This is a genomic window from Shinella sp. R2-11 (assembly GCF_055330205.1).
In genome coordinates this window covers 306,047-317,408 of record NZ_JBVAPC010000005.1, presented here as the reverse complement: position 1 = coordinate 317,408, position 11,362 = coordinate 306,047, and the positions used below count along the sequence as shown (strand labels likewise).

Here is an 11,362-nt window from a genome sequence, read left to right as displayed (position 1 = left end):
ACCGGGCGCCGCCAGCATCACATCCTGACCAACGATCACCATTCAAGGAGAGCCTCATGGCTACCGTCAAAGTCGACCAGTCCAATTTCCAGGCCGAAGTCCTCAATTCCGCAGAGCCGGTCGTCGTCGATTTCTGGGCCGAATGGTGCGGCCCCTGCAAGATGATCGCGCCAGCGCTCGAGGAGATCTCCTCGGAGCTCGCCGGCAAGGTGAAGGTCGCCAAGCTGAACATCGACGAGAACCCGGAACTCGCCGCCCAGTACGGCGTACGCTCCATTCCGACGCTCGCCCTGTTCAAGGGCGGCGAAGTCGCCGACATCAAGGTCGGCGCCGCGCCGAAGACGGCCCTCTCCTCGTGGATTTCCAGCGCCGCCTGAACGGACCGCGATTGGACAAGATCAAGCCCGGCCTTCGTGCCGGGCTTATTTTTTGGCGAGCGTCATCCCACCCGCGACGTCATCCTCGGCCTTGAGCCGAGGATCCATGCGGCAGGAGAGGGACCGCATTTGTCGGCCCTTTCGAACGCTCCGCGCCTGGCTGACACCTGGCGCCACGCATTTCTGCAGGATTGCTTCAGGCCGGCGGCGTGCCGTTGTCGGCGAGGACGTCGCCGACGAGATAGAGCGAGCCGCCGATGAGGATGCGCGGGGGGACGGAGTCCTCCGCGGTGATGCGGGCGATTTCGGCGAGCGCCTCTGCGACGGTCGAGAGCGGCGCGGCGTCGAGGCCGGCGCGGGCGGCGTCATCGGCGAGCGACACCGGGTCGAGGCCGGCATCGGAGCCGCGAATCGGCACCGTGAAGACGCGCTCGGCAAGGCCGCCGAAAGGCTCGAAATAGCCGACCGGGTCCTTCGTGTTGATCATGCCGGTGACGAGGAAGAGCGGGCGCGCCTCGCGCTCCTCGAAATTCGCCATGGTCTCGGAAATCACCTGGCCGGCGCCGGGATTGTGGCCGCCGTCGACCCAGATCTCGCTGCCGCGCGGGGCAAGCCGAAGCAGCGCGCCATCCGGCAGCCGCTGGAGGCGGCCCGGCCATTCGACGCGGGCAAGGCCGATTTCCATGGCATGTTCCGACACCGCAAGGCCCGCCGCCTTGACGGCACGGATGGCGGCGGCGGCATTGGCATATTGGTGGCGGCCCGGCAGGCGCGGCAGCGGCAGGTCGGCGAGGCCGAACTCGTCCTGGTAGACGAGGCGGCCATATTCCTCGTGCGCCATGAAATCCTGGCCGTAGACGGCATAGGGGCAGCCGAGGCGCTCGGCGGTCTCGATCAGCACGTCGCGGGCCGCTTCTTCGCTCTGGAAGCCGATGACGACGGGCGCGCCGCGCTTCATGATGCCGGCCTTCTCGGCGGCGATCAGCTCGACGCGATCACCGAGATAGGCCTGGTGATCGAGCGAGATCGGCATGATGACCGAGACGGCGGGATGCTGAATGACATTGGTCGCGTCGAAGCGGCCGCCGAGGCCGACCTCAATGATCGCGACGTCCGCCGGGTGCTCGGAAAACAGCAGGAAGGTGACGGCCGTCAGGATTTCGAAGACGGTGATCTTCTCGCCGCCATTGGCCTCTGCGACGCGGCGCACCGCATCGGCAAGGACGGCGTCTTCGACGAAGCGGCCGCGCCCGCCCTTGACGCCGAGGCGATAGCGCTCGTGCCAGTTGACGAGATGGGGCGAGGTGTGGACGTGGACGGAAAGGCCCTCGGCCTCCAGGATCGACCGGCAGAAAGCCGTGACCGAGCCCTTGCCGTTGGTGCCGGCCACATGGATGACCGGCGGCAGTTTCAGGTGCGGATTACCGAGCGCGGAGAGAAGCCGCGTGATGCGGTCCAGCGAAAGATCGAACCCCTTGGGATGGAGACCGAGAAGCTTCTCGATCTCCGCCGCCGCCTCGCTGGCCGCCACGCCGGTCATGTCACTGGGCCGCGATGGCGAGGGCGCCGTTCGCGGCCGCGGATGCCGCCGGCTTCTTCATCAGGATTTTGAGAAGACGGGCCAGCGTATCGGGAATGTCGTGGCGCTTGACGACCATGTCGACCATGCCGTGGTCGAGCAGGTATTCCGAGGTCTGGAAGCCTTCCGGCAGCTTCTCGCGGATGGTCTGCTCGATGACGCGCTTGCCGGCGAAGCAGATTTCCGCGCCCGGCTCGGCGAGATGGATATCGCCCAGCATGGCGTAGGAAGCCGTCACGCCGCCCGTCGTCGGGTTGGTGAGCACGACGATATAGGGCAGGCCCGCTTCCTTCAGCATCTCCACGGCGACCGTGGTGCGCGGAAGCTGCATCAGCGAGAGGATGCCTTCCTGCATGCGCGCGCCGCCGGAGGCGGGGAACATGATGAGCGGGCACTTTTCCGCGATGGCGCGCTCGAAGGCCTTGATGATCGCCTCGCCGGCGGCAATGCCGAGCGAGCCGCCCATGAAGGCGAATTCGTGCACGACGGCGACGAGCTTGACGCCGCGCACCTTGCCGACCCCGGCAAGGATCGTGTCCTCCAGCTCGGTCTTGGCGCGGCTGTCTTTCAGGCGGTCCGTGTATTTCTTCGAATCGCGGAACTTCAGCGGGTCCTGCGCGACCTTCGGCTGCTGCAGGGACTCGTAGACGCCTTCGTCGAAGAGGTCCTTCAGGCGGGCCTTGGCCGGCATCTTCATGTGGTAACCCGAAGCCGGGATGACCCACTTGTTTTCCTCGAGATCGCGGTGGAACACCATCTCGCCGGTTTCCGGGCACTTGATCCAGAGATTTTCCGGTACATCCCGGTCAGGGCGGCCAAGCATCGAGTTGATCTTCGGCCGAACGTAATTCGTGATCCAGTTCACGGTCTAGCTCCCGTTACAATGGTTCCCATGTGGGAACTTTACTCCGCCGCCGCAAGGCGCGATGCACGCACGCCCGATGCGAGGCTCATGACCAGCGTCTCGACACCAGCGACGGTGGCGGCGCTTGCCGTGCCTTCCGCCGTGAGGCTGGAGGCGATCTGGTTGACGATGGCGGTGCCGACGACGACGCCGTCCGCCGACGCGCCGATGGCGCGGGCATGCTCGGCCGTCTTGACGCCGAAGCCGACGCAGACCGGCAGCTTCGTATGCGCCTTGATGCGGCCGACCGCGCCGCCGATGAGAGAGGGGTCGGGCAGGGCCGAGCCGGTGATGCCGTTCATCGAGACGTAGTAGACGAAGCCCGACGTGTTCTTCAGGACGGCCGGCAGGCGCTTCTCGTCCGTGGTCGGGGTTGCGAGGCGGATGAAGTTGATGCCCCTGGCGAGCGCCGGGATGCAGAGCTCGTCATCCATTTCCGGCGGCAGGTCGACGACGATGAGGCCATCGATACCGGCTTCCAGCGCGTCGTTCAGGAAACGCTCGACGCCGTAGATATAGATCGGGTTGTAGTAGCCCATCAGCACGATCGGCGTCGCATCGTCCTCCTTGCGGAAGTCGCGGGCCATCTGCAGCGTCTTGGCGAGCGTCTGGCCGCCCTTCAGCGCGCGCTGGCCGGCGAGCTGGATCGCCGGGCCGTCGGCCATCGGGTCGGAGAAGGGCATGCCGAGCTCGATGACGTCGGAGCCGGCCTTCGGCAGCGCCTTCATGATCTCCAGCGAGCTCGCATAATCCGGATCGCCGCCCATGAAATAGGTGACGAGGGCCGGGCGGCCTTCCGCCGCGAGATCCGCGAAACGTTTGTCCATGCGTGCGGTCATCTTAGAGCTCCATGCCGAGGATCTTGCCGACGGTGAAGATGTCCTTGTCGCCGCGGCCGGAGAGGTTCATCAGGATGATCTGGTCCTTGCCCATCTTCGGCGCGCGCTTGATCACCTCGGCGACGGCGTGGCTCGGCTCCAGCGCCGGGATGATGCCTTCGAGCTTCGTCAGAAGCTGGAAGGCCTCCAGCGCCTCGTCATCCATGATCGGGACATATTCGGCGCGGCCGATATCGTGCAGCCAGGCATGTTCCGGGCCGATGCCGGGATAGTCGAGACCGGCGGAGATCGAGTGGCCTTCCTTGATCTGGCCATCGGCATCCTGCAGCAGGTAGGTACGGTTGCCATGCAGGACGCCCGGTGAGCCGGCCGTCAGCGAAGCGCAGTGCTCCTCGCCGTCGAGGCCCTTGCCGCCGGCTTCGACGCCGACGATCTGGACGTTCTTGTCATCGAGGAAGGGATGGAAGAGGCCGATGGCATTGGAGCCACCGCCGACGGCGGCGACGACCATGTCCGGCAGGCGGCCTTCGGCGGCGAGCATCTGCTCGCGCGCTTCCACGCCGATGACGGCCTGGAAGTCGCGCACCAGCTCCGGATAGGGATGCGGGCCGGCGGCGGTGCCGATCAGGTAATAGGTGTCCTCGACATTGGTGACCCAGTCGCGCAGCGCCTCGTTCATGGCGTCCTTCAGCGTGCCGTGGCCGGCCGTGACGGGACGCACTTCCGCGCCGAGCAGCTTCATGCGGAAGACGTTCGGCGCCTGACGCTCGACATCCGTCGCGCCCATATAGACGACGCAGGGGAAGCCGAAGCGCGCGGCGACGGTGGCCGAGGCCACGCCATGCTGGCCGGCGCCGGTCTCGGCGATGATGCGCGTCTTGCCCATGCGCTTGGCGAGCAGGATCTGGCCGATGCAATTGTTGATCTTGTGCGAGCCGGTGTGGTTCAGCTCCTCGCGCTTGAAGTAGATCTTCGCGCCGCCGAGATGCTGCGTCAGGCGCTCGGCATAATAGAGAGGGCTCGGGCGGCCGATATAGTGGGCGCCGAGGTCCTTCAGCTCCGCCTGGAAGGCCGGGTCGGTCTTGGCCTTGTTCCACTCTTCCTGAAGGTCGAGGATCAGCGGCATCAGGGTCTCGGCGACGAAGCGCCCGCCGAAGATGCCGAAACGGCCGTCCTCGTCCGGACCCTCGCGGTAGGAATTCAGGTTGGGTGACTGGTTCACTTGCCTCTCCCTGCGGCGGCGGTTTCGCGTTCCGCCTGTCGTGCCGCCTCAAAAAACGCTTCCATCAGGCCGAGGTCCTTGACGCCGGGCGCGCGCTCGACGCCGGAACTCGCGTCGATGCCGGGAGCGCCGGTCATCCGGATGGCCTCGGCGAGGTTATCCTTGTTCAGCCCACCCGAAAGCATGTAATCGACGCCGCCGTCAAGCAGATGCATGAGGTTCCAGTCGAAGGAGACGCCGTTGCCGCCCGGAAGCTCCGAACCCGCCGGCGGCTTGGCATCGAAGAGGAAGCGGTCGGCAATGCCGATATAGGGGTCGATCTTCTTGAGATCGTCCGCTTCGCGCACGGAAAAGGCCTTCATCACCGGCAGGCCATAGACCGCCTTGACGGTCAGCACCCGCTCCGGGCTTTCCGAACCGTGAAGCTGGAGAATATCGGGGGAGAGCTGGTCGACGATCTCGTCCAGCGTGTCGCTGTCGGCATTGACGGTGACGGCGACGATCTTCGCGCGGCCGCGCGCCCGCTCCGCCAGCCGGCCGGCATCGGCGGGCTCGATGTTGCGCGGGCTTTTCGGAAAGAAGATGAAGCCGATATGGCTGGCGCCGAGCGCGACGGCCCTGTCGACGGCCTCTTCGGTCTTCAGCCCGCAGATTTTGATGTCGAGTGTCATGGTCGAGGGAGTCGCACGAATCACCCGAAGAGTCGAGCCGAAAGACGGCGGCGACAGGGCCGAAGCCGGCACCCTTGCATGGACGGATACAGCGCCCATATGGAGGGGAGACCAAGACCGGAGACGACCATGCGGCTCATCATCGCCATCCTCCTGCCCTTCCTCGTGTTCTTCACCATCGGGCGCCCGATTGCCGGCATCATCTGCCTCATCCTGCAGGTGACGCTGATCGGCTGGCTGCCGGCCGCGATCTGGGCGGTCTATGCACTGGGGCAGTACAATACGGACAAGAAAATCCGCGAGGCGCTGGCAGATCGCCGCTGAAGCTAGCCGAAATCGACCGCGTGCAGCAGGCTGCCGTTGCGCTTGAGCCAGCGCTTGGCCTCCTCCGTCGCAGGGCAGAGCTGCGCGCAGAGCGACCAGAAGGCGGGGCTGTGGTTCATCTCGCGAAGATGGGCCACCTCATGGGCGGCGAGATAACCGATGACATACGGCGGGGCCATGGCGATGCGCCAGGAGAAGCTGAGCGCGCCATCAGCCGAACAGGAGCCCCAGCGGCTGCGCGTGTCGCGCAGCGTCAATGACTTCACGCGCTTGCCGATGCGCCCGGCATGGACGGCGACGAGCCTGTCCAGCTCCAGCCGCGCCTCCTTCTTCAGGAAATCGCTGATCCGGCGGGGAATGCTCTCCTCCATGCCGCCGACGCGCAGCACGGCCTCGTCATCGACGATGACGGCCTCCGTCAGCCCGCGCAGCCTGCCCGTCGCCTCGATGCGGTGGGCGACGCCGCGGATCATGACATAGCCACCGTCTTCCAGCTCGTTGGTCGAGCGGAATTTAGCCAGCTTCGTCATCAGCCAGCCCTGGTGGCGGGCGAGGAACTCGCGGATGTCGCGCTCGGCGATGCCGTTCGGCACCGTCATGCGCAGGGCGCGCCCGCCGGGCTCGATGCGCAGCGTCAGGCGCGTGGCGCGCAGGTCGCGTCGGATGGTGAGCGGCAGGGCCCGGCCATTGACGTCGATCTCGCGCCGTTCCGGCGGAGGCGGGGCCTTCAGGGCCTTGCGGGGCTTGCGAGCCAAGGAAAACATGCTGCCTTTCATAGCCGATTCGACGGCGGCTGAAACGCCTCGACGAAAAACCGGCGCACACGGCGCCGGTGATGCTTTGCTTTATTCACTGCCCTTGCCTGTCGTCATGGTCGGACTTGACCCGACCATCCATGCCGCGAACGGCACGTGGATCCTCGGGTCAAGCGCGAGGATGACAGAGGGTGGGGCAACGGACTGGCCCAAGCGTCCTTACGTAGCCGGGAAGCCCGGGACGTCGTTCTGGCCCCTGGCGCGGCGTTCGCGCATGAAGCGGTCGAACTCCTCCTGGTCCTTGGCGCGGCGCAGTTCCCGGCTGTAGGCGTCGAACTCCTCGCGCATCTCGTCGAGCTTGCGGCGCTCCTCGTCGAGGCGGGCGAGCTCGGCGTCACGCCAGTCGTCGAAGGCGGCGTTGCCGGTGGCGCTGCGGAAGGCGTGGCCACGGTTGCGGCCGCCACGGAACTTGCCGCGGCAGGAGGCGAACATGCCGTCCACGGTGTCGTTGGCGTCTTTCTTGAAGGTTTTCAGGCGGTCGCCGAAGATGATGTAGGCAAGCATGGCAAGGCCGAGCGGCCAGAACACCACGAAGCCGAGCACCATCAGGGCGATGGTCGCAGGCGTCCAGTCCGGACGGATCAGTGCTGACTGGTTCATGTGCAATCTTCCTCACGATCGGCGGAAACCACTCCGGCTTCCGGTGATTCCGATGTGGGCAGACTGGCCCGGGCGTTCAAGGCAATGCCCGGGAGATTCGGGCAAGTGCCTGAAACGAGCCCGGAAAATCAGGCGGCGTCGCCGGATTTCCCGCCCTTGATGACGCGCGGCACCGGCTTTGCCTTCTCGCCCCGGCCATGCGCGGCGATGAAGGAGAGGATGCGCGGCGCGATCTCCCTGCGGAAGCGCGAGCCGTTGAAGACACCGTAATGGCCGACATCCGGCTGGACATAGTGCATGCGCATATGATCCGGGATGCTGGTGCAGATGGTCTGCGCCGCCTCGGTCTGACCGACGCCGGAAATGTCGTCGTTCTCGCCCTCGACGGTGAGCAGCGCCACCTTGCGGATCGCCGTCGTGTCGACGGGCCGCGTCCGGTGCATCATCTCGCCCTTAGGCAGGGCGTGCTTCATGAAGACCGTTTCCACCGTCTGCAGGTAGAATTCGGCCGTCAGGTCCATGACGGCGAGATATTCGTCGTAGAAGTCGCGGTGCTTTTCGGCGGCATCGCCGTCGTTCTTCACGAGATGGGCGAAAAATTCCTTGTGCGCGATGACATGGCGGTCGAGGTTCATCGACATGAAGCCGGAAAGCTGCAGGAAGCCCGGATAGACCATGCGCATGAAGCCCGGCTGCGGCCACGGAACCGGCATGACGACATTGTCGCGGAACCACTCGATCGGCTTTTCCTCGGCGAGCTTGTTCACGGCGGTCGGGTTGATGCGCGTGTCGATCGGCCCGCCCATCAGCGTCATGGTGGCGGGCGAGAGCGGATCGTCCTCGGCCTCCATCACGGCCACGGCCGCCAGGACCGGCACGGCCGGCTGGCAGACGGCGATGACGTGGGTATCCGGCCCCAGCGCATGCAGCATCTGGATGACGTAATCGATATAGTCGTCGAGATCGAAGGTGCCTTCGGCGAGCGGCACCATGCGCGCGTCGATCCAGTCGGTGATGTGCACTTCCGCATGGGGCAGTATCGCCTCGACGGTGCCGCGCAGCAGCGTCGCATAGTGGCCCGACATCGGTGCGACGATCAGGACCTTCGGATCCTTGCGATGGCCGGCAGGCAGACAGCGCTCGAAATGGATGAGGTTGCAGAAGGGGCGCTGCCAGACGACTTTTTCATGCACGGAGACGGGCTTGCCCTCGATGACCGTGGTATCGAGGCCGAAAGCCGGCTTTCCGTAGCGCCGGGTGGTACGCTCGAGCACCTCGAAGCCGGCGGCCATGGTGCGGCCGAAATAGGTGTGGGAGAGCGGGTTGAGCGGATTGCGGAAGGCAATGCGCATCTGGTCCGCCGCGGCGCGCCAGGGCGCCATCATCGCATGATTGAGTTCGTAGAGCTGGTAGTACATCTGCGCGTTATCCCATTTCCCGGCGGGGCTCATGCCCGCGCCGTCTCACCCGGTTTCCGCAATTGCGAAAACACTAACAGGTTTTCGCTGCGTGGCAACATTCCACGGGGAGCATCCTACGCCCGCGAACCTTTCGCCAGAATGAACGGGATTCAGCCGGTCCAGCCGCCGTCGATGACATAGGCCTGGCCGGTCGTGTAGGTAGCGCCGGCAAGGTGCACCGCAAGATCGGCGATCTCCTCGGGCGTACCGATCCGCCCCATCGGCTGGCGGCCGATGAAGGCGGCGCGGGCGGCGTCATAGTCTCCCCCGGCGCGCATCCGGTCCTGCAGGGAGGGGCTTTCCACCGTGCCGGGGCAGATGGCGTTGCAGCGGATGCCCTTGCCGACATAATCGGCGGCGACCGCCTTGGTGAGGCCGATGACGGCGGCCTTGGTGACGCCGTAGGCGAAGCGGTTCGGCACGCCCTTCACGCTGGAAGCGACCGAGGCCATGTTTACGATGGCGCCGTCGCCGCGTTCCAGCATGCCTGGCAGCACGGCGCGAATGGTGCGCACCATGGCGAGCACGTTGAGGTTCCAGGCAAAGGCGAGGTCGCCCTCCTTCATCTCCAGGATCGTGCCGCCATGCACCACGCCGGCGCAGTTGAAGAGCACGTCGATGCGGCCGATATCGGCGACGACGGCGGAAACGGCGGCATCGTCGAGAACGTTGAGAAGGCGCGTTGCCATGCCGTTCTCATCCGCAAGGCTGGAGAGCGTCTCCGGATTGACGTCCGTGGCGACCACCGTCGCGCCCGCCCGCTGGAAGGCCAGCGCCGAAGCGCGCCCGATGCCCTGCCCCGCCGCCGTCACCAGCACGGTCCTGCCCTGAAGATTGCTCATGGATTCCATTCCTTCCTATGCCGCAACGCGCACGATGGCCTTGATGCGGCTGGATTTTTCCGTCGCCCGCAGGCAAGGTCAAGAGGGACGCGGCCGTCACGGATGCTCGAAATCGGCTCCGGGCGCATTGCGGCTGCCAGTATGGTCGAAGGGGTTCTGTTAGACCCGGTAGACCTCATGCGGATGCACGACGCCCTTCTTCAGGATGATATTGCCGTAAAGGCGGAATTCCGTGGTGGCGACGATATAGGCCGCCTTCTTCGCCATCTCGTAGAAGGCGAAGCGCTCGACGGCGTGCACCGTGAAATCGCCGGCGAGGCGGTTCACGAGGCTCTGGAAGGTCGCGCAGACCTCCGGCACCGCGCCCGGATCGCCCACCACCTCCATGCGCCAGGCGGCCTCGGGAACGAAGGTGTCGAGCGGCATATGCGCCAGAATGGCCTCGGTGATCGCCACCGCATCGACGCCGTCGGCCCGGATGACCTTCGGGCCGAGGAAGCTGGAAGGGAAATTGGCGTCCGCGATGACGATGTCGTCTCCATGCCCCATCGTGCGGATGGCATGCAGGAGATCGGGACCGAGCAGCGGGTGAATGCCTTTCAACATGGATTTCGATCCTCCTCGATCGAATGCTATTCGCGGACGGGCTCGAGCCCCAGCTCGGGCGCCACCAGCGTATGAGGCTCGAAAGCCGGGTAAATATCCTTCGGCAGGTCCATGCGCGCCAGCGCCATGTTACGGCGCAGGCTTTCCGGCTTCGCGGTGCCGAGCAGGACCGAGGCGATAGCAGGGTGGCGCAGCGGAAACCGAAGGGCTGCCGCCGCGAGCGGCACGCCGCGTTCCGCGGCGATCCCCATCATCGCGCCGACCTTTTCTGCGACCTCCGGCGTCGCCGGCATATAATCGAAATGCGCGCCCTCGACCGGGCCCGTCGCCAGGATACCGGAATTGAAGACGCCGCCGACCACCAGCGAGGTCCCCTTCTTCCCGCAGAGCGGCAGCAATTCCTCCACGGCGGAGCGGTCGAGCAGCGTGTAGCGGCCGGCAAGCAGAATGCAGTCGAGATCGGCCTCGCGCAGGATATCGAGACAGACGGGCACCTCGTTCACGCCGAGGCCGAAAGCCTTGATGGTGCCGGAGGATTTCAGCTCGGAGAGCGCCTTGAGGCCGGAATCGAGGAGCTGGCGCAGATAGATCGCATTGCGCTTCGCGCCATGCGTATAGACGCCGATATCGTGCACATAGAGAATGTCGATCCGGTTGAGGCCGAGCCGGGTATAGCTCAGCTCGAGGCAGCGCATGATGCCGTCATAGCTGTAGTCGTAGCGCGCGCCGAAGGGCAGCGGATCGACAAAGCCGTAATTCGGCAGCGCGTCGCCCTCGGCCGGCTGCATGACGCGGCCGACCTTCGTCGACAGCACATAGCTTCCCTTCGGCTTGCCGCGCAGGAAATCGCCGACATAACGCTCCGCAAGGCCGAAACCGTACCAGGGGGCGGTGTCGTAGTAGCGCAGGCCCTCCTGCCAGGCGGTCTCCAGCGTCGCCATCGCGACGTCGCGCGGGCAGGCCCGGTAGAGCCCGCCGAGCGGCGCCGTGCCGAAACCGAATTCGGTCACGGCAAGATCCGTCCTGCCGATGGTCCGCGTCTGCATGGTGCCTCCCGGCCGGCGTCCTCCCGCCGGCTTGTTTCGTCTTTATCGGCAATGGATGGATGGCCGTCAATCGCTGC

Annotated in this window: 13 protein-coding genes; 2 read left to right on the top strand and 11 right to left on the bottom strand. The window is 65.6% G+C overall.

Translation table 11 applies throughout. From position 1 onward, the window contains the following. Nucleotides 1-56: 56 nt before the first annotated feature. Nucleotides 57-377, top strand: a complete 321-nt coding sequence (gene trxA / locus ACZ1A1_RS15685; RefSeq protein WP_119257972.1) for a thioredoxin — start codon at nucleotides 57-59, stop codon at nucleotides 375-377. A 196-nt stretch (nucleotides 378-573) separates the two neighbouring features. On the opposite strand, the gene ACZ1A1_RS15680 is transcribed toward trxA, so the two are convergent. Genes ACZ1A1_RS15680 through ACZ1A1_RS15660 form a run of 5 tightly spaced genes read right to left on the bottom strand, consistent with a single transcriptional unit; the run spans nucleotide 574 to nucleotide 5,592 of the window. Continuing rightward, the gene (locus ACZ1A1_RS15680) at nucleotides 574-1,917 is read right to left on the bottom strand and encodes a bifunctional folylpolyglutamate synthase/dihydrofolate synthase (RefSeq protein WP_463620613.1); all 1,344 of its coding nucleotides are present in this window, start codon (nucleotides 1,915-1,917) and stop codon (nucleotides 574-576) included. 1 nt (nucleotide 1,918) lies between these two features. Beyond that, the gene (gene accD, locus ACZ1A1_RS15675; RefSeq protein WP_463620612.1) at nucleotides 1,919-2,821 is read right to left on the bottom strand and encodes an acetyl-CoA carboxylase, carboxyltransferase subunit beta; all 903 of its coding nucleotides are present in this window, start codon (nucleotides 2,819-2,821) and stop codon (nucleotides 1,919-1,921) included. Nucleotides 2,822-2,859: 38 nt separating this feature from the next. Next, on the bottom strand, nucleotides 2,860-3,699 hold the full coding sequence (gene trpA / locus ACZ1A1_RS15670; protein ID WP_313195293.1) for a tryptophan synthase subunit alpha: 840 nt from the start codon (nucleotides 3,697-3,699) through the stop codon (nucleotides 2,860-2,862). A 1-nt stretch (nucleotide 3,700) separates the two neighbouring features. Continuing rightward, a complete protein-coding gene (gene trpB, locus ACZ1A1_RS15665; protein WP_313195294.1) occupies nucleotides 3,701-4,921 on the bottom strand; it encodes a tryptophan synthase subunit beta in 1,221 nt (406 codons plus the stop codon). Next, on the bottom strand, nucleotides 4,918-5,592 hold the full coding sequence (locus tag ACZ1A1_RS15660; RefSeq protein ID WP_313195295.1) for a phosphoribosylanthranilate isomerase: 675 nt from the start codon (nucleotides 5,590-5,592) through the stop codon (nucleotides 4,918-4,920). Before ACZ1A1_RS15660 ends, trpB begins: the two co-directional genes overlap by 4 nt. Nucleotides 5,593-5,721: 129 nt before the next feature. Between ACZ1A1_RS15660 and ACZ1A1_RS15655 the strand changes: the two genes are divergently transcribed. Then, nucleotides 5,722-5,916, top strand: coding sequence for a YqaE/Pmp3 family membrane protein (locus ACZ1A1_RS15655; RefSeq protein WP_463620611.1), 195 nt, complete (start codon nucleotides 5,722-5,724; stop codon nucleotides 5,914-5,916). A gap of 2 nt (nucleotides 5,917-5,918) precedes the next feature. On the opposite strand, the gene ACZ1A1_RS15650 is transcribed toward ACZ1A1_RS15655, so the two are convergent. From ACZ1A1_RS15650 to ACZ1A1_RS15625, 6 genes are all read right to left on the bottom strand, one after another. Continuing rightward, nucleotides 5,919-6,680, bottom strand: coding sequence for a M48 family metallopeptidase (locus ACZ1A1_RS15650; RefSeq protein WP_463620610.1), 762 nt, complete (start codon nucleotides 6,678-6,680; stop codon nucleotides 5,919-5,921). A 210-nt stretch (nucleotides 6,681-6,890) separates the two neighbouring features. Then, a complete protein-coding gene (locus tag ACZ1A1_RS15645; protein ID WP_463620609.1) occupies nucleotides 6,891-7,331 on the bottom strand; it encodes a DUF2852 domain-containing protein in 441 nt (146 codons plus the stop codon). A gap of 128 nt (nucleotides 7,332-7,459) precedes the next feature. Next, the gene (gene phaZ / locus ACZ1A1_RS15640; RefSeq protein ID WP_463620608.1) at nucleotides 7,460-8,749 is read right to left on the bottom strand and encodes a polyhydroxyalkanoate depolymerase; all 1,290 of its coding nucleotides are present in this window, start codon (nucleotides 8,747-8,749) and stop codon (nucleotides 7,460-7,462) included. A gap of 152 nt (nucleotides 8,750-8,901) precedes the next feature. After that, entirely contained in the window at nucleotides 8,902-9,633 is a 732-nt protein-coding gene (locus tag ACZ1A1_RS15635; protein WP_463620607.1) for an SDR family oxidoreductase, read from the bottom strand. A 159-nt stretch (nucleotides 9,634-9,792) separates the two neighbouring features. Continuing rightward, complete coding sequence (locus ACZ1A1_RS15630; RefSeq protein ID WP_313195301.1) at nucleotides 9,793-10,239, bottom strand: RbsD/FucU family protein; 447 nt, start codon at nucleotides 10,237-10,239, stop codon at nucleotides 9,793-9,795. Nucleotides 10,240-10,265: 26 nt separating this feature from the next. Further along, nucleotides 10,266-11,285 carry an aldo/keto reductase gene (locus ACZ1A1_RS15625; protein WP_463620606.1) on the bottom strand — a complete coding sequence of 340 codons (1,020 nt, stop codon included), beginning with the start codon at nucleotides 11,283-11,285 and terminating at the stop codon, nucleotides 10,266-10,268. Nucleotides 11,286-11,362 lie beyond the last annotated feature (77 nt).